Origin of the sequence: Streptomyces sp. H27-D2 (genome assembly GCF_035828615.1) — a bacterium.
In the GTDB taxonomy this organism is placed as follows: Bacteria; Actinomycetota; Actinomycetes; order Streptomycetales; family Streptomycetaceae; genus Streptomyces.
In genome coordinates this window covers 109325-126297 of the sequence record NZ_JAYMZR010000002.1, presented here as the reverse complement: position 1 = coordinate 126297, position 16973 = coordinate 109325, and the positions used below count along the sequence as shown (strand labels likewise).

The window sequence follows — 16973 nt, the reverse complement described above, 5'->3', positions numbered from 1 at the left end:
CGACTCCACGAATCGAACGCCCGGTCAGCCCACTATTGGAGCCATTTGCACCAAGCACAGGGCCCATCCGACCCCTTCGAGTACGGGGCGTACGGGGAGCGCGAGGGGGCGGGCGGCGCGCTCAACGCACGTCGCCTGCCCCCTGCTTGCCCGGCTCCCGCCCGGTGGATCCGTCGCGGGAACGGTTCTTCCGTTAGGACACCACCGCCGGGTCCGTGCTGTTGGCCACCCGCTCGGAGTTGCCTTCGTCACCTACGGCGATTCCCCGCCGCTTCGAGACGTAGACCGCGCCGACGATGATGGCGATGGCCAGCCCGGCCACCACGCCCCGTACGCCCGGGTTCGAGTCGTCGCCGTAGCTGAACTTGACGACCGCGGGGGCGATCAGCAGCGCCACCAGGTTCATCACCTTGAGCAGCGGGTTGATCGCGGGGCCCGCGGTGTCCTTGAACGGGTCGCCGACCGTGTCGCCGATGACCGTCGCGGCGTGCGCCTCGCTGCCCTTGCCGCCGTGGTGCCCGTCCTCGACCAGCTTCTTCGCGTTGTCCCACGCGCCGCCGGAGTTGGCGAGGAAGACCGCCATCAGGGTTCCGGTGGCGATGGCGCCCGCGAGGTACGAGCCGAGGGCGCCGACGCCGAAGCTGAAGCCGACAGCGATCGGCGCGAGAACGGCGAGCAGGCCGGGTGTGGCGAGCTCGCGCAGCGCGTCCTTGGTGCAGATGTCCACGACGCGGCCGTACTCCGGCTTCTCCGTGTAGTCCATGATCCCGGGGTGCTCGCGGAACTGCCGCCGCACCTCGTAGACCACCGCGCCCGCCGAGCGCGACACCGCGTTGATCGCCAGCCCCGAGAACAGGAAGACGACCGCGGCGCCGAGCACCAGACCGACCAGGTTGTTCGGCTGCGAGATGTCCAGGCTCAGCCCCATCTCGGCCGGGTTCGCCTTGACCTCCGACACCGCCGTGGCGATGGCGTCGCGGTACGAGCCGAAGAGGGCCGCGGCGGCCAGCACGGCGGTCGCGATGGCGATGCCCTTGGTGATCGCCTTGGTGGTGTTGCCGACCGCGTCGAGGTCGGTGAGCACCTGCGCGCCCGCGCCCTGGACGTCGCCCGACATCTCGGCGATGCCCTGCGCGTTGTCCGAGACGGGGCCGAAGGTGTCCATCGCGACGATGACGCCGACGGTGGTGAGCAGCCCGGTGCCGGCCAGCGCGACCGCGAACAGGGCCAGCATGATCGAGGTGCCGCCCAGCAGGAACGCGCCGTACACGCTCAGGCCGATCAGCAGCGCGGTGTAGACGGCCGACTCCAGGCCGATCGAGATGCCGGCCAGCACCACGGTCGCGGCGCCGGTCAGCGAGGACTTGCCGATGTCCCGTACGGGCCGTCGGCTGGTCTCGGTGAAGTAGCCGGTGAGCTGCTGGATCAGGGCGGCCAGCACGATGCCGATGACGACGGCGAGGAGTGCGAGCACCCGGGGGTCACCGTCGTGCGCCAGGATCGCGGCGTCCGAGACGCCGTCGAGCTCCGCGTAGGTGGACGGCAGGTAGGCGTAGACCGCGACCGCGACCAGGACCACCGAGATCACCGCGGAGATGAAGAAGCCGCGGTTGATCGCCGTCATGCCGCTGCGGTCGGACCGGCGCGGCGCGACCGAGAAGATGCCGATCATCGCGGTGAGCACGCCGATCGCCGGCACCAGCAGCGGGAAGGCCAGACCGGCGTCGCCGAAGGCGACTTTGCCCAGGATCAGCGCGGCGACCAGCGTCACGGCGTACGACTCGAAGAGGTCGGCGGCCATGCCCGCGCAGTCGCCGACGTTGTCGCCCACGTTGTCCGCGATGGTCGCGGCGTTGCGCGGATCGTCCTCGGGAATGCCCTTCTCGACCTTTCCGACCAGGTCGGCGCCGACATCGGCCGCCTTGGTGAAGATTCCGCCGCCGACACGCATGAACATCGCGATGAGCGCCGCGCCGAGACCGAATCCCTCCAGCACCTTGGGGGCGTCGGCCGCGTAGACCAGCACCACGCTGGAGGCGCCCAGCAATCCCAACCCCACGGTGAACATGCCGACGACGCCACCGGTACGGAAAGCGATCTTCATCGCCTTGTGCGAAACGTCCGTCAAATCCTTGGCCGCCTCGCCTTCCTGGGGTGTCGCCTCGCGGGCGGCGGCGGTGACGCGCACATTGCTGCGCACCGCGAGCCACATTCCGATGTATCCGGTCGCCGCCGAGAAAAGCGCGCCGACCAGGAAGAACGCGGAACGTCCCGCGCGCTGCGTCCAGTTGTCCGCCGGAAGCAGCATGAGCAGGAAGAACACCACTGCGGCGAATACGGCCAAGGTGCGCATCTGCCGTGCCAGGTAGGCGTTCGCGCCTTCCTGGATCGCCCCGGCGATCTCCTTCATCCGGTCGGTACCGTCGCTGGCCGACAGCACCTGGCGTACCAGCACCACGGCGACCGCGAGCGCCGCGACCGCGACGGCCGCGATCACCAGAACAAGCAGTCGATTGTCGTCGGTCAGCGTCGCCGCGTCCTGATTCGCCGCGGCGAGGGTTGAGTGGAAGTCCTGCTGAAGAGGGGTAAGGGGCCCCGCCATTCGTCCTCCTTGACGTTTGGCGCATGGGCGCGCAGCAGTCCTGCGACCGTAGAACGGCAGCCACACGCTCAGGCGTGCTGAGCTCAAGATGTGGACGGATTGTAGGTAGCCGAACTAGATCAAAACAGTGCGCCGCAAACGGAATTCGCACACATCGGCAGGCCAGATAGGGACCGGGGCTGAAAACTTCGCTCGAAGGTGCGAATGCCGCTCGGTTGCTGACGTCCGTGAAACGATCTAGATATTGCAGAAAAGGCCCTGATCAGGACAGCCGCAGCAGGGCACGCAAAAGGGCCCGCGGGCAGATTCGAAGGCGGCGGCGCGGACGCCGCGAGGTCACAGGAGCGGGCGCGAGGTCACGGCAGAACGGGCACGGGGATGGTCGGCCAGCTCATCCGGATCAAGCCACCGGTCTCGTCGGAGGTCACCTCGACGTCGTCGACCAGTCCGCTGATGACCGCGAGACCCATTTCGTCGTCGCCCTCGGAGGCGTGGTCGATGGCGTTCTCGATGCCGTGGTCGATCGCACTGCCGTCCGCGGCGGGGCCGGCGTCGTCCGTACGGCCGCCGGACGCCGAAGCGGCAGGGGTGCCGGGCACGGAGTCGCCGACCTCGATGGAGAAGCTCTTCTCGTCCTCGATCAGGACGACCCGGACGGGGTCGGTCAGGCCATGGCTCAGGTGCAGCCCGACAGCACGGGTGCAGGCCTCACCCACGGCCAGGCGCACCTCGTCCAGCACGGCCTCGTCCACCCCGGCCCGACGCGCCACCGCAGCCGCTACCAGGCGGGCGGTTCTGACGTGCTCCGGAAGGGCGCTGAATCGCAATTCGACGGTGGCCATGCCATCCCCCTCGGTGGTACGGGGCCCTCACGGAAAAGGGCAAACTCGCGGAGGGGCCGGGCCGACAGCCCGGTACCCCCTCCTGCTTCCTCCCCTGGCCGACGGCGCAGGAGTCCTGTGCCGACGACGCAGGAGGTCCCGGCAGCTGTCAGTCCGTCGCGGAGACAGCGTCGTCGACCGAGGTGTGAATCGGGAACACCTTGGTCAGACCGGTGATACGGAAGATCTTCAAAATGCGTTCCTGGTTGCAGACCAGGCGCAGCGAGCCCTCATGGGCACGCACCCGCTTCAGCCCTCCGACGAGCACTCCCAAGCCGGTGGAGTCCAGGAAGTCCACACCCTCCATGTCCACCACCAAGTGGTAACTGCCGTCATTCACCAGCTCGACCAGCTGCTCACGCAGCTTGGGCGCGGTATATACATCGATCTCGCCACCGACCTCGACGACCGTACGGTCGCCGACAGTCCGGGTCGACAAGGACAGGTCCACGGATCCTCCAGCACCTTGCTCTTGAGCGGTCGCCCCCCATGGATCGGCAGCCGCGTTGGCATTCAATCACTTACCAGCGGGGATGCACGACGCCTTGAGCCCATTGTCCATCACTCCGGTGACACACTCGGTGCCGATGGCCCCGAATCAACTCCCGCGACACGCGGGCGCACGCCCCTCCCCACGCTCGGTACTCGACCGTCTCAGCGCCGGGCCGAGCCGGACTACGCGCATCACTCATACGGAGCACTTGCCCCCGCGCACCGGTAGCCATGCCGACTGGCCCGCACGGATCCGGCCGGAAGTGATCGCCGCGATCCGCATGGCCGGAATCGACCGTCCATGGCGCCACCAGGCCCGTACGGCCGAACACGCGCTGGACGGCGAGTCCGTGGTCGTCGCCACCGGGACCGCCTCGGGCAAGTCGCTCGCGTACCTCGCCCCGGTCCTCAGCGCCCTCCTGACGGGCTCCGAGGCCCCGAACGGCCGGGGGGCCACCGCGCTCTATCTGGCCCCCACCAAGGCCCTCGCCGCGGACCAGCGGCGCGCGGTCGCCGAACTGGCCAGGCCGCTCGGAAGCGGCGTCCGCGCCGCGGTCTACGACGGGGACACCCCGGTCGAGGAGCGCGAGTGGGTCCGGCAGTACGCGAACTACGCGCTGACCAACCCGGACATGCTGCACCGGAGCATCCTGCCCGCCCACTCCCGCTGGGCCTCCTTCCTGCGCGCGCTGAAATACGTCGTCATCGACGAGTGCCACACCTACCGCGGCGTCTTCGGCTCGCATGTCGCCCAGGTGCTGCGCCGACTGCGCCGCGTCTGCGCGCGCTACGGCTCCTCCCCGGTCTTCCTGCTCGCCTCCGCGACCGCCGCCGAACCGGCCGCCGCCGCGACCCGGCTCACCGGCCTGCCCGTGCTGGAGATCACCGAGGACAACTCCCCGCGCGGCGAGCTGGTCTTCGCCCTCTGGGAGCCGCCACTCACCGAGCTGCACGGCGAACAGGGCGCCCCGGTCCGCCGCACCGCCACCGCCGAGACCGCCGAGCTGCTCACCGACCTGGCCGTCCAGGGGGTCCGCACGGTCGCCTTCGTACGCTCCCGGCGCGGCGCCGAACTCGTCGCGCTGATCGCCCAGGAACGGCTCGCCGCCGTCGACCGCTCGCTGCCGGGCCGGGTCGCCGCCTACCGCGGCGGCTATCTGCCCGAGGAGCGCCGGGCCCTGGAGCGCGCCCTGCACTCCGGGGAACTCCTCGGCCTGGCCGCCACCACCGCGCTGGAACTCGGCGTGGACGTCTCCGGGCTGGACGCAGTCCTGATCGCCGGCTATCCGGGCACCAGGGCCTCGCTCTGGCAGCAGGCGGGCCGGGCCGGGCGCTCCGGCCAGGGCGCGCTGGCCGTCCTGATCGCCCGGGACGACCCGCTGGACACCTATCTCGTCCACCACCCGGAAGCCCTCTTCCAGCAACCGGTCGAATCCACCGTTCTGGACCCGGACAACCCGTACGTCCTCGCCCCGCACCTGTGCGCCGCCGCCGCCGAGCTGCCGCTGACCGAAGCGGACCTGACGCTCTTCGGCCCGGCGGCCGCGCCGCTGCTCCCGCAGTTGGTGGCGCGCAAGCTGCTGCGCCGCCGCACCAACGCCTGGCACTGGACCCGGCGCGAACGCGCGGCGGACCTCACCGACATCCGGGGCCAGGGCGGCGCCCCGGTGCAGATCGTCGAGTCGGCCACCGGCCGGCTGCTCGGCACAGTGGACGCGGCAGCCGCCCACACCACCGTCCACGACGGCGCCGTCCACCTCCACCAGGGCCGGACCTACCTGGTCGAGCGGCTCGACCTGGAGGACGACGTCGCCCTGGTGGCGTCCGCGAACCCGCCGTACTCCACCACCGCCCGCGACACCACGGCGATCTCCATTCTCGAAACCGACACCGAGATCCCCTGGGGCCGGGCCCGGCTGTGCTTCGGCTCCGTCGAGGTCACCAACCAAGTCGTCTCCTTCCTGCGCCGAAAACTGATCACCGGCGAGGTGCTCGGCGAGACCAAGCTCGACCTGCCGCCCCGCACCCTGCGCACCCGCGCCGTGTGGTGGACGGTCACCGAGGACCAGCTCGACGACGCGACCATCCACCCCGAGACGCTGGGCGGCGCCCTGCACGCCGCCGAGCACGCCTCCATCGGCATGCTGCCGCTGTTCGCCACCTGCGACCGCTGGGACATCGGCGGCGTCTCCGTCCCGCTGCACCCCGACACCGGGCTGCCCACCGTCTTCGTCTACGACGGCCAGCCCGGCGGCGCGGGCTTCGCCGAACGCGCCTTCCACACCGCGGGCGCTTGGCTGACCGCCACCCAGCAGGCCATCGCGTCCTGCGAGTGCGACGCCGGCTGCCCGTCCTGCATCCAGTCGCCCAAGTGCGGCAACGGCAACGAACCGCTCAACAAGCGAGCCGCGATCCGGCTGCTCGGGGAGCTGCTCAAGCAGGCCCCGCCCGAGACCGCACCCGAGGGCTGAACGGGCCCGCCCGCACCTCCGCCGTGAGGTCCGCGATCCCGCCGCGCACCGCGCAGCGCACCACCCGCGCGCCCTGGGCGTCCGCGACCCGCCCGGCGGACCGGCACGCTTCCAGCTCGCCGGCCCACGCGTGATCGGCCGCCGCGAGCGCGGCCAGGTCCGCCGCCCCGCCCGCCCGGTGGCGGGAGACCACGGCCTGCCCCATGGCCAGCACCGCCATGAACACCGCGCACAGCGCCGTCGCGGCCAGCGCCGTCCACACCGTCGCGACCCCGCGATCACCCCACTGGGCCGCCCTCCTGGGAAACCGTCTCCTCCGCAAGAGCCACCGCCTCTCCGGACAACCGCACCGACAGCGCGCCGGGCCCCGCCGTGGGCGCGTCGACCCGTACCCGCACCAGATCCCCTTCCCGGCCCACCGTGACCCGCGCGCCGCGTGGGGCGGCCGACCGCGCGGCGGCCACCGCGACCGACGCCGGCTCCGACCGCGCCGCGGCTCGCGCGCCCGCCCGCGCCGCGTCCACGCACTGGATCTGCGCGGCAGCGGCCATCAGCCCCCAGATGAGCAGCACGGCGAACACCGCCAGCGTGGGCAGCGCCACGGCCGCTTCCGCGGTCACATACCCGGCGTCCGCCGACCCGCGAGTCCGGGAGCCGACGGTCTCGAAGCCGGCTCGCTCGGATGCGGCATCCGCCGCTCTGGAGCCCGCCGCGGCCCCAGGACCCGCTCCGACGCGCTCGGAGCCGTGCTCAGAACTGCGCATCGAGCGCCCTCTCGATGAGCGACCGCAGCGCCGCGTCGACCGCCCCGCTCGTGACCACTTTGTAGAGCACGGCCGCGAACCCGCAGGCGGCGATCGTTCCCACCGCGTACTCGGAGGTCGTCATGCCGGCGTCCTTCGCGGCCGTCCGCAGCCGCCCGAGCCTCTCGCTGATCTTTGGCCGAAAAGCAGCCCCGGCTTTCGGGACGGTTTGCGCGCCGCACAGCGCGCGAGCCTTTCCCTGATCCGCCGCAGCGTCGCCGTTCGTCCCGCGCCTCGTCATGATCTTCGCCGCCTGCGCGCGCTCTGGCGCGCGCCACCTCCGCAGCTCCAGCACTTCCATCACGTCCCCCTCGATCTTCACCCGATTGCTCCAATCTCCACATGCCACTCACCGCACGCCGGTCTCCGAACGCCCGGCCCCGCACGCCGGTCTCAGCACGTCGGTCTCCGCACGCCGGTCTCCGAATGCCGCGCCGTCAGTTCCCCTGCAGCAGGCCGTCCGCGAGTCCGATCACCACCGGAGCCACCCCGACCGACAGGAACGCGGGCAGGAAGCAGAGACCCAGCGGGGCGGTCGCCAGGACTCCGGCGCGGCGTCCGCGCGCGACGGCCGCCCGCGTCTGCTCGGCCCGGCAGTCGGCCGCCACCCGGGAGACCGGCTCCACCGCCGGCACCCCCGTCGTCCCGGCCCGCTCCAAGCAGCGCGCCAGCCCGTATGCGCCGGGCACCGCCGCCAACCCCGCCCAGGCCCGACCCGGTTCACCGCCGAGCCGCAGCTCGGCCGCGACCCGCATCAGCCGTTCGCCGACCGGCCCTCCGAGCGAACCGCCCACCGCCTCGGCCGCCTCACGCGGAGCCGCACCGGCTGCCAGACAGGCCGCCAGCAGATCCGCCGCCAAAGGGAGTTGCCGCTCCGCACCGGCTCCGACGAGCCGGTCGGCGGAATCGGACGGGACTCCTGACCACCTGCCAGGACCCCATCCAAGCCCCCCTCGCTGATGAAGACGCCCGGGCTCCCGCGCGTCCTGATGCCGCCAAGGCACTCGTTGGCATCGCGACCCTCGACGCCGCTGCCAACGCCACACCGCGTACGCCGCGGCGAGTCCCGCCGCGCATCCCGGCACTCCACCGAGCAGGATGAAGCCGGTGACCGCCGCACCCAGCGACGCAGCCCAACCCCGCGACCAGTCGCCCCGTCCCGGCCATGCCCGTACCCGACCCACCAGCCCCGCCGGCCGCACCGGACGGACCGCTCCGCAGTGCGTTCCGAGCAGCAGGAACAGCCTTCGTCGGGCGGCTCTCTCGCGGCGGAGCGCCCGCGCCGCGCCGATCAGACACGTCACGACGGTCGGGACTGAAATTAATATCCACAGGCTGTGGATGAATTCCCGGCTCACCGATCAGCCACCTCCTCCGCTCCCCCGGACCACTCCGCGCCACCCGCTTCAGGTCCCTCCGCAGCCCGTACGACCCGCGCGGTCCAGGCCAGGCCCGCCCACTCCAGGAGCCCGCCGATCAGCAGACAGGCCGCTCCGGCCGGGGTGTGCAGCAGCACCCGCAGCGGGTCCGCGCCGAGCGCGCTGCCCATCAGCACCCCGAACAGCGGCAGTAGCGCCAGCATCGCCGCAGTCGACCTCGCGCCCGACAACTCGGCCCGCAGGTCCTCGCGTTGGTCCCGTTCCGCACGCAGCGCCGCGGCCACCCGCTCCAGTCCCGAGGCGAGTCCCGCGCCACCGTCCACCGCGACCTGCCAGCACGCGGCCACCCCTGAGAGCCCTCGCGCTCCGGGCCGGCGCGCCGCCTGCCGTAGCGCGTCCGGCACGTCACCGCCGAACCGCGCCGCCGCCAGCACCACGGCGCCCGAGTCCCCGAGACAGTCCGTCCCGGCGAACATCAGCGCCTCCCCCGGCTGACGCCCGGCCCGCAGTTCGCCTGCCACCGTCGTACACAGGGCGATCACTTCCGTGGCCCGCCGTTCCCGGTCCCGCCCCCGCTCACGCGCCCTCAGCAGCCGGACCGCCAGGGGGACAGCCGCCAGCGATGCCAGCAGAGGCAGCACGGAGGACCCCAGGAGTCCGAGCAGCGCCCCTGCCGGCAGACACCACCAGGCCAGGCCGCCGTACTCCTGGGCCCGGCGGAGCACCGCCCAGCGCCCGCCGCAGCGCTTCTCCAGGCCGTCCCGCACCACCAGAGCCAGTTCCCGAGCCCGGAAGGGCACGCCGGCCGCACCGGGAGGCATCACGGGTCCGCCGGCGAGCAGCAGGCGGACCCGTCGCGACGAACGGCCCCACCCGCCGGTCAGCCACACCGCCGCCGCCACGCACAGCATCGCCATGTACACCGGCATCAGGTCCGCCACCGCGGACTCGCTCCCCATCACAGCGCCGCTCGTCACAGCGCCAGCCACCACAGTTCCCATCACAGCCCCTCACCGCCCCGCGCACACAGCCGGTCCAGCCGCGGCCGGCCCCGCTCCGCCACGAATCCATCCGCGCCCCAGACCACGGCCGGCACAGTCGTGACCAGACCCGCCCGGTCCCGCTCCAGAACATGGATCTCCGCGATCCGCCGCCGCCCGGAGCGGTCCCGGGCCAGATGCAGCACCACGGACAGGGCCGCCGCCAACTGGCTGTGCAGCGCAGGCCTGTCGAGCCCCGCCGTGCAGCCGAGCGCCTCCAGCCGCGCGGGCACGTCCGAGGCCGCGTTCGCGTGAACCGTGCCGCAGCCGCCCTCGTGACCGGTGTTCAGAGCGGCCAGCATGTCGGTGACTTCAGCTCCCCTGACCTCTCCGACCACCAATCGGTCCGGCCTCATCCGCAGCGCCTGCCGGACCAGGTCCCGCAGGGTGACCCGCCCGACGCCCTCCTGGTTGGCCGGCCGGGTCTCCAGCCGCACCACATGCGGATGGTCGGGCCGCAACTCCGCCGAGTCCTCGGCCAGTACGATCCGCTCGTCCGGCCCCACCAGTCCCAGCAACGAACTCAGCAGAGTGGTTTTCCCTGAGCCGGTCCCCCCGCTGATCAGGAAGGACAGCCGGGCGTCGAGTACGGCCCGCAGCAGCGCCTCGCCGCCCGGCGGCACCGTCCCCGCCGCCGACAGCTCCGCCAGGGTGAACGCTCGCGGCCGCACCACCCGCAGCGACAGGCAGGTGGAACGGACAGCGATCGGCGGCAGCACCGCGTGCAGCCGTGTCCCGTCCGGCAGCCGCGCGTCCACCCACGGCCGAGCGTCGTCCAGCCGGCGTCCGGCCGCCGCCGCGAGCCGTTGCGCGAGCCTGCGCACCGCCGCCGCGTCCGGAAAGCCGACCCCGGTCCGCTCCAGCCCGGCCCCTCGGTCGACCCACACCTCGTCCGGCGCGGTGACCAGCACATCGGTGACCTCCGGATCGGCGAGCAGCGCCTCCAGCGGACCGCTGCCGACCAGCTCGGAGCGCAACGCGCCGACGACGCCCAGCACTTCGGTGTCACCGAGCAGCCGCCCCTCCTCCCGCAGCGCGGCGGCCACCCGCGCGGGCGTCGGCTCGGCCCCGGCCCGCGCGAGGCGCACCCGTACGGCGTCGAGCAGTTCGGCCGTCATACGGCGACTCCGCCGCCGCTGGGCAGCGCCTGCGCCCAGAACTCCGAACAGAACCGCGCCAACGGCCCGCCGCGACTGCCTCCCGGCGGCGCGCCGCTCGCCAGGGCTGCCGACAGGCCCGGCTCCGGCGGCAGTTCGCCGGCCAGCGGGAGGCCCAGCAGCCGGGCGATCTCCTCGTCCGGCAGCCCCGGCCCGCAGGGGCCGCGCACCACGGCCCGCAGATCGCGGAGCACCATGCCCACCATCGAGGCCACCCGCTGCGCGGCGGCGACGGCCCGCAGCTCCGGGGGCACCACCAGCAGACCCATGTCCAGCTGCGCGAGCGCCTCGGCCGCCGCCTCGTCGACCCGCCGCGGCAGATCCACCACGACGACACCGCCCCGCCGCCGGGCCGCGGCCAGCACCGACCGCATCGCCGCCGAGGGGATGACCACCGAGTCACCTCGATCCCAGCTCAGGACCCGCAGCGAGTGCAGCTCGGGCAGCGCCTCCTCCAGCGCGCCGCCGCCGACCCGCCCGCGCGACTGGGCGAAGGCCGGCCAGCGCAGCCCCGCCGCCGCCTCGCCGCCGAGCAGCACATCGAGGCCGCCGCCCAGCGGGTCTCCGTCGATGAGCATGGTGCGCCGCCCATCCCGGGCGGCGGTCACCGCGAGCGCGCAGGCCAGCGTGCTCGCCCCCGCGCCGCCCCGGCCGCCGATCACTCCGACGGTCAGCGCCTGCCTGCCGACACCCTCCGCCACGTCGGCGATCCGGTCCACCAGCCAGCTCTCGGCGTCCGGCAGGAACAGCACATGGTCCGCGCCGAGATCGACGGCCCGCCGCCAGACGCCGTGGTCGTCGAGGTCCCGCCCGATGAGCAGCACCCCTTGCCTGCGGGCGGCGCCGCGCAGCCGGTCCGCGCAGTCGGCGCCGACCAGTACCAGCGGCGCCGTCTCCCAGCGTTCTCTACGCGCGGGGATTCCATGCGCCACTTCGGGAACGGCCCCGGCCGCCGCGCACAAGCGCAGCAAGTCGTCCAGCAGACCTTCGTCCTCTGTGACGATCAGCGGCCCCTCTTGTGGTCCGCCGTCCATTGTCGGTCGATCAGGTGTTGTGGATCCGGCCACTGTCCCCGCCCTCTCTCACTCCGCACTCGGAAGTCCGCGAACATCGCGGGGAATCACCGTGCGGCAGGGCCGAAAATAATGGGGATCTTGGTAAGAAACTGTGGACAAATCTCCAGTTGTAAATAACTCCGTCACCCAAACCAGGGACTTCCCAAAGGTATCCAAGAGATTACGCTGGGTGACATGGGGAGGGCATGGAGCGGCCTGAGCACGAGCGTCAGGGAGGGCTGCGAAGCCGGGATCAATCCCCCGTACGGACCGCCAAAACGTATCCGGACATGCGACGACCCCCGCCGGGGGGGAGAGCGGGGGTCGTCCCCACGGTCCGACTCGGGGGGGGAGGAGCCAGACCGGGTTAGCACGGTCGCGAACGATCCGTGACTTCCATGGTGTACCCGAGAGCCTTCTCAGGCAAACCCACGCGCCTCAGCTTACGCCGAATGGTGGCCATATGCTCAGCTTGTGGAAAACCACTCCTTGCCTCGTACAGCCGCCTTCTTCGACCTGGACAAGACGGTCATTGCAAAATCAAGCACTCTGACCTTCAGCAAGTCCTTCTACCAAGGAGGCCTGATCAACCGGCGGGCGGTATTGCGCACCGCATATGCACAGTTCGTCTTCCTCATCGGCGGAGCCGACCATGACCAGATGGAGCGGATGCGCAACTATCTCTCCGCGCTCTGCCGTGGCTGGAATGTACGGCAAGTTCAGGAAATCGTGGCCGAGACGCTGCACGATCTCATCGACCCGATCATTTACGACGAAGCCGCCTCCCTGATCGAGGAGCACCACACAGCCGGCCGCGACGTGGTGATCGTCAGCACCTCGGGCGCCGAGGTCGTGGAACCGATCGGCGCGATGCTCGGCGCGGACCGCGTCGTCGCCACCCGGATGGTCGTCCAGGACGGCTGCTTCACCGGCGAGGTCGAGTACTACGCCTACGGCCCGACCAAAGCGCTCGCGATCGCCGGACTGGCTGAGAGCGAGGGCTACGACCTCGCCCGCTGCTACGCCTACAGCGACTCCGTCACCGACCTCCCGATGCTGGAGTCCGTGGGTCACCCGCACGCGGTCAATCCGGACCGCGCGTTGCGCCGCGAGGCGCTCGCCCGGGGCTGGCCGGTGCTCTCGTTCGTACGCCCAGTACGGCTGAAACAGCGCGCCGCCGGGCTGTCCATGCCGCCGAGACCGGTAATCGTCGCGGTCGCCGCGGTGGGCGCTGCCGCCGCCACGGCGGGCCTGGTCTGGTACGCCAATCGGCGGCGCGCACCCTATGCCCGCATTTGAAGCTAAAAGTAAAGATCTGCGGCGAGGGGTTCCACTTCATTCCCGACAGGAGTAGAAAGGACTCAACGGCCCGCGAGACCAGGGGCATCCGGGAGGATCCCCCGACGCATCACGGCCCCACGGACCGAGCACGAAAACCGAGCACCCACGCGACGCCGACCCGTCGATTACGGGCCAGTCGCACCAGGTACGGGCCAAGCTCCCGGCCTGATGGGCAAATACAAAGCACGCATGGTAACTCGGTGGACGTGTCAGCGGCGGTGCCGATTTCAATTCCGGTGCCGCCGCAACTCTGTTCAGGAACCGGATGGCTCCGTCCAAGAACCAGGCGCGCCCGTTCAGGCCGGCCGGCCCGCCCAGCGACCGCCGCCCGAACCGGGGCGGCTGCTCCGGTAGGTCAGGCCGCGCCGCGTTGCAGCGCCTCGCAGACCGCCGTGCTCTCCCGCGCGCCCAGCTCCGCCGAACGCCCGCAGTGCGCGATCCACGCCGCTACGCCTTCCGGCGTACCGGAGGCGAAGCTCTCCAGCGCCCCCACGTAAGCCGCCCGCCCCTGCTCGGCGTGGCCGACCTCGGGCGGACAGACCGACTTCGGGTCGAGCCCGCTGTCGATCAGCACGATCCGCTCGGCGGCCCGCGCGACGAGCCCGTTGTGCGAGCCGAAGGGGCGCAGCGTCAACAGCTCGCCGTGCACCACCGCCGCCGTCACCAGCGCCGGCGCCTCACTCCCGGCGAGCAGCAGCCGCGCCAGCCCTTCCAGCCGTCCGGCCACCTCGTCCGCTTCCGGCAGCCGCAGCTCGACGAGCGGCTCATCGGCCGGCTCGCCCGCCAGCCGGGGCCGCCCCACCGCGTCCTCCGGCGCTCCTCCGCCGGCCGCGACCAGGTGCAGCCTGGCCAGCACCCGCAGCGGCGACTGCCGCCATACGCTCAGCAGCTGGCCGCACTCGGCGGTCAGCCGCAGCGCGGCGCCCACGGTCCACGGCTCGCCCTCGACCCCGAAGTCACTGCGTCGGCGCACCTCTTCCAGCGCCCAGTCGGCGCCGGACAGCGCCGCGGAACCGCGCGCCCCGCGCAGGGCCGCCTCGGAGGTGATCTCGGTGCTGCGCCGCCGCATCACCCGGTGCCCGTAGACCCGGTCCACGGCTTTGCGTACGGAATCCACCGAGTCGGCCACGCCGGGAAGCGAGCCGAGGGTGGCGAGCGGATCGGCTGTCGTACTCATGGGTAGGAGCCTACGCACTCATGGGCCACACCCCTCGAAAGAGTGGTCTTCTTCACCCAGACCCCTCACTGGGAGCGTTCTTGCGATTACCCTTGGTGAACATGAAGATCGCTTTCGTAGGGAAGGGCGGCAGCGGTAAGACCACGCTGTCCTCACTGTTCATCCGCCACCTCGCAGCCACCCGCACCCCAGTGGTCGCGGTGGACGCCGATATCAACCAACACCTGGGCGCGGCCCTCGGCCTGGACGAGGCGGAGTCCTCCGCACTGCCTGCCATGGGCGCGCACCTCCCCCTCATCAAGGAATACCTCCGCGGCACCAACCCGCGGATCGCCTCCACCGAAACCATGATCAAGACGACTCCGCCGGGCGAGGGCTCCCGGCTGTTGCGGGTCGGCGAGGACAACCCGGTGTACGAGGCTTGCGCCCGGCCGGTGCTGCTCGACCTGTTCGACGCGAGCGCGGACGACCCCGCCGGCTCCGGCGACCCCGCCGGCTCCGGCAGCCGTGGCGACTCCGGACGCTCCGGCGCGCTCACCGACGGCGGTCGCGCCCCCGTTCAGCTGATGGCGACCGGCCCGTTCACCGACACCGACCTGGGCGTCGCCTGTTACCACTCCAAGGTCGGCGCCGTGGAGCTGTGCCTCAACCACCTCGTCGACGGCCGCGACGAGTACGTCGTCGTCGACATGACGGCCGGCTCGGACTCCTTCGCCTCCGGGCTGTTCACCCGCTTCGACATGACGTTCCTGGTCGCCGAGCCCACCCGTAAGGGCATCTCGGTCTACCGCCAGTACAAGGAGTACGCCCGCGACTTCGGCATCGAGCTGCGCGTCGTCGGCAACAAGGTGCAGGGCCCGGACGACCTCTCCTTCCTACGCGACGAGATCGGCGAGGACCTGCTCGTCACGGTCGGCCACTCCGACTGGGTGCGGGCCATGGAAAAGGGGCGCCCGCCCCGTTTCGAGCGGCTGGAGCCCGCCAACCGCCGTGCGCTGCGCGCCCTGCACGACGCCGCCGACGCCTCGTACGAGCAGCGCGACTGGGAGCGGTACACCCGCCAGATGGTGCACTTCCACCTGAAGAACGCGGAGAGCTGGGGCAACGCGAAGACGGGGGCCGATCTGGCTGCCCAGGTCGACCCCGCCTTCGTCCTCGATGAGCGGGAGGCCGCTACTCCGCTACCGGCTTGACCGATACGGCCAACGCCGGCGGCCTGGTCGGCTCGGTGGGCTGGGCGTCCAGGAAGCCGGCCCAGCCCCCCTTCGGCCTCTCCCCGACGTCCAGCGTGCGCAGCTTCTTCAGGTTCTTCGGGTCCTGCGCGTCCAGCCAGTCGGCCAGTTGCTTGAAGGAGACGCAGCGCACGCCCTTCTTGGTGCAGACGGTCTTGATGGTGCCCTCGACGGCGCGCATATAGGTGCCGCCGTTCCAGGACTCGAAGTGGTTGCCGATGTACATGGGTGCGCGATTGCCCCGGTAGACCCGGTTGAAGCCGGAGACCAGGCCGCCCCGCATCTGGCGGCCCCAGGCCGCGTGCCGCGTCGGGTCGCCCTTGGTGGTGCCGGACTGGTTGGCGAGGAAGTTGTAGTCCATCGACAGCGTCTCGAAGGCCCGCCCGGGGACCGGCACCTGCTGGAGCGGGAAGTCCCAGACGCCGTGGATCCGGCTCGGCCAGACCTGACGGCCGCCGACGGAGCTGGAGTCGTAGCGGAAGCCCATCGCCTTGGCGGCCGGGATGAGGTTCTTCTGGCCTTCGAGGCAGGGCGCGCGTCCGCCGACGAGCTCCTTGGCGTAGTCGAAGGGCAGCGACTTCTCCTGCCTCAGCTTCGCGTTGGTCCGCCAGTTCCTGACGAAGGACCGGGCTTCCTTGATCTCGGTCTTCCACTCCCGCTCGGACCAGGTGCCGACGCCGCCGTTGGGGCCGCAGAAGTGGCCGTTGAAGTGGGTGCCGATCTCGCTGCCTTCCAGCCAGGCGCCCCTGATCTGGGCGACTGTGGCCTTGATCCCCTTGGCGTCGTTGAAGCCGATGTCGGAGGCCCCACGGGGGTGCTTCGGCGCGTCGTAGAGCTCCTTCTTCGCGCCGGGGAGCAGATAGACGCCGCTGAGGAAGTAGGTCATCGCCGCGTCGTACTTCCTGCCGACCTTGCGGAAGTGCGAGAAGAGCTTCTGGCCGTCCTGGCCCGCGCCGTCCCAGGAGAAGACGACGAACTGCGGGGGCCGCGCGCCTGGCTTGAGCCGCTCGGCCGTCGGCTGGTGCGGCTGCGCTCCGGTGTACGAGGTCGAACCGTCGCCGATCAGCCGCACCTGCTTGGCCGGCCGGGGCTGCTGGACGTGCTTGCGGTCCGGCGCGTCCTTGCGCGCGTTGTCCGATTCGGTCTGCGCCCGCTCCGAGCATCCCGCTGTCCCCGCTGCCAGTGCTGTCGTCGCGAGGAGGCTCGCGACCACTCTCCATGCAGCTGTCATCAGCCCACCTCATCCCTGGACGGCCATCACGGACGCATTGCGGACCAAGGTGACATGTCCGAAATATCAAGATGAGACGACAAGCGGAATAAAACGAATATTCACCCTAAAG

At 71.4% G+C, this 16973-nt stretch carries 15 protein-coding genes; 3 read left to right on the top strand and 12 right to left on the bottom strand.

All coding sequences use genetic code 11. The features are described from left to right. Positions 1–193: 193 nt before the first annotated feature. The 3 genes from QMK28_RS01385 to bldG all read right to left on the bottom strand — a co-directional run bounded on the left by QMK28_RS01385 (position 194) and on the right by bldG (position 3934). Complete coding sequence (locus QMK28_RS01385) at positions 194–2602, bottom strand: sodium-translocating pyrophosphatase (protein ID WP_326435066.1); 2409 nt, start codon at positions 2600–2602, stop codon at positions 194–196. Positions 2603–2958: 356 nt separating this feature from the next. Next, positions 2959–3444 carry an ATP-binding protein gene (locus QMK28_RS01380; RefSeq protein WP_326435065.1) on the bottom strand — a complete coding sequence of 162 codons (486 nt, stop codon included), beginning with the start codon at positions 3442–3444 and terminating at the stop codon, positions 2959–2961. 148 nt (positions 3445–3592) lie between these two features. After that, complete coding sequence (gene bldG / locus QMK28_RS01375) at positions 3593–3934, bottom strand: anti-sigma factor antagonist BldG (RefSeq protein ID WP_098752640.1); 342 nt, start codon at positions 3932–3934, stop codon at positions 3593–3595. A 55-nt stretch (positions 3935–3989) separates the two neighbouring features. Between bldG and QMK28_RS01370 the strand changes: the two genes are divergently transcribed. After that, positions 3990–6446, top strand: a complete 2457-nt coding sequence (locus QMK28_RS01370) for a DEAD/DEAH box helicase (RefSeq protein WP_326435064.1) — start codon at positions 3990–3992, stop codon at positions 6444–6446. On the opposite strand, the gene QMK28_RS01365 is transcribed toward QMK28_RS01370, so the two are convergent. From QMK28_RS01365 to ssd, 7 genes are all read right to left on the bottom strand, one after another. Further along, positions 6409–6708 carry an Rv3654c family TadE-like protein gene (locus QMK28_RS01365; RefSeq protein ID WP_326435063.1) on the bottom strand — a complete coding sequence of 100 codons (300 nt, stop codon included), beginning with the start codon at positions 6706–6708 and terminating at the stop codon, positions 6409–6411. The genes QMK28_RS01370 and QMK28_RS01365 overlap by 38 nt on opposite strands. A 16-nt stretch (positions 6709–6724) precedes the next feature. Next, complete coding sequence (locus QMK28_RS01360; protein WP_326435062.1) at positions 6725–7210, bottom strand: TadE family type IV pilus minor pilin; 486 nt, start codon at positions 7208–7210, stop codon at positions 6725–6727. Beyond that, positions 7197–7382 carry a DUF4244 domain-containing protein gene (locus QMK28_RS01355; RefSeq protein WP_326435130.1) on the bottom strand — a complete coding sequence of 62 codons (186 nt, stop codon included), beginning with the start codon at positions 7380–7382 and terminating at the stop codon, positions 7197–7199. Before QMK28_RS01355 ends, QMK28_RS01360 begins: the two co-directional genes overlap by 14 nt. 304 nt (positions 7383–7686) lie before the next feature. Then, the gene (locus QMK28_RS01350; RefSeq protein ID WP_443050486.1) at positions 7687–8607 is read right to left on the bottom strand and encodes a type II secretion system F family protein; all 921 of its coding nucleotides are present in this window, start codon (positions 8605–8607) and stop codon (positions 7687–7689) included. Beyond that, positions 8604–9587, bottom strand: a complete 984-nt coding sequence (locus QMK28_RS01345) for a type II secretion system F family protein (protein ID WP_443050491.1) — start codon at positions 9585–9587, stop codon at positions 8604–8606. The genes QMK28_RS01350 and QMK28_RS01345 overlap by 4 nt, the downstream gene beginning before the upstream one ends. 41 nt (positions 9588–9628) lie before the next feature. Continuing rightward, positions 9629–10786 (bottom strand): TadA family conjugal transfer-associated ATPase, encoded by a 1158-nt coding sequence (locus QMK28_RS01340; protein WP_326435061.1) that lies wholly within the window; start codon positions 10784–10786, stop codon positions 9629–9631. Continuing rightward, positions 10783–11892, bottom strand: coding sequence for a septum site-determining protein Ssd (ssd, locus tag QMK28_RS01335; protein ID WP_443050485.1), 1110 nt, complete (start codon positions 11890–11892; stop codon positions 10783–10785). Before ssd ends, QMK28_RS01340 begins: the two co-directional genes overlap by 4 nt. A gap of 462 nt (positions 11893–12354) precedes the next feature. Here ssd and QMK28_RS01330 point away from each other — a divergent pair, with 462 nt between their 5' ends. Then, complete coding sequence (locus tag QMK28_RS01330) at positions 12355–13179, top strand: HAD family hydrolase (protein ID WP_326435059.1); 825 nt, start codon at positions 12355–12357, stop codon at positions 13177–13179. 397 nt (positions 13180–13576) lie between these two features. Here the strand turns inward: QMK28_RS01330 and QMK28_RS01325 are convergent, their stop codons facing one another. Further along, a complete protein-coding gene (locus QMK28_RS01325; RefSeq protein WP_326435058.1) occupies positions 13577–14398 on the bottom strand; it encodes an oxidoreductase in 822 nt (273 codons plus the stop codon). A gap of 101 nt (positions 14399–14499) precedes the next feature. On the opposite strand from QMK28_RS01325, the gene QMK28_RS01320 reads away from it, so the two are divergent. After that, positions 14500–15591 (top strand): ATP-binding protein, encoded by a 1092-nt coding sequence (locus tag QMK28_RS01320; RefSeq protein WP_326435057.1) that lies wholly within the window; start codon positions 14500–14502, stop codon positions 15589–15591. Here QMK28_RS01320 and QMK28_RS01315 read toward each other — a convergent pair. Next, the gene (locus tag QMK28_RS01315) at positions 15572–16861 is read right to left on the bottom strand and encodes a hypothetical protein (protein WP_326435056.1); all 1290 of its coding nucleotides are present in this window, start codon (positions 16859–16861) and stop codon (positions 15572–15574) included. The two genes, QMK28_RS01320 and QMK28_RS01315, sit on opposite strands and share 20 nt — an antisense overlap. Positions 16862–16973 lie beyond the last annotated feature (112 nt).

Coding starts and splice junctions, on each gene's coding strand:
- QMK28_RS01385 (WP_326435066.1), bottom strand. CDS start 2,602: ATGGCGGGGCCCCTTACCCCTCTTCAGCAGGACTTCCACTCAACCCTC.
- QMK28_RS01380 (WP_326435065.1), bottom strand. CDS start 3,444: ATGGCCACCGTCGAATTGCGATTCAGCGCCCTTCCGGAGCACGTCAGA.
- QMK28_RS01360 (WP_326435062.1), bottom strand. CDS start 7,210: ATGCGCAGTTCTGAGCACGGCTCCGAGCGCGTCGGAGCGGGTCCTGGG.
- QMK28_RS01345 (WP_443050491.1), bottom strand. CDS start 9,587: ATGGGGAGCGAGTCCGCGGTGGCGGACCTGATGCCGGTGTACATGGCG.
- QMK28_RS01340 (WP_326435061.1), bottom strand. CDS start 10,786: ATGACGGCCGAACTGCTCGACGCCGTACGGGTGCGCCTCGCGCGGGCC.
- QMK28_RS01325 (WP_326435058.1), bottom strand. CDS start 14,398: ATGAGTACGACAGCCGATCCGCTCGCCACCCTCGGCTCGCTTCCCGGC.
- QMK28_RS01320 (WP_326435057.1), top strand. CDS start 14,500: ATGAAGATCGCTTTCGTAGGGAAGGGCGGCAGCGGTAAGACCACGCTG.
- QMK28_RS01315 (WP_326435056.1), bottom strand. CDS start 16,861: ATGACAGCTGCATGGAGAGTGGTCGCGAGCCTCCTCGCGACGACAGCA.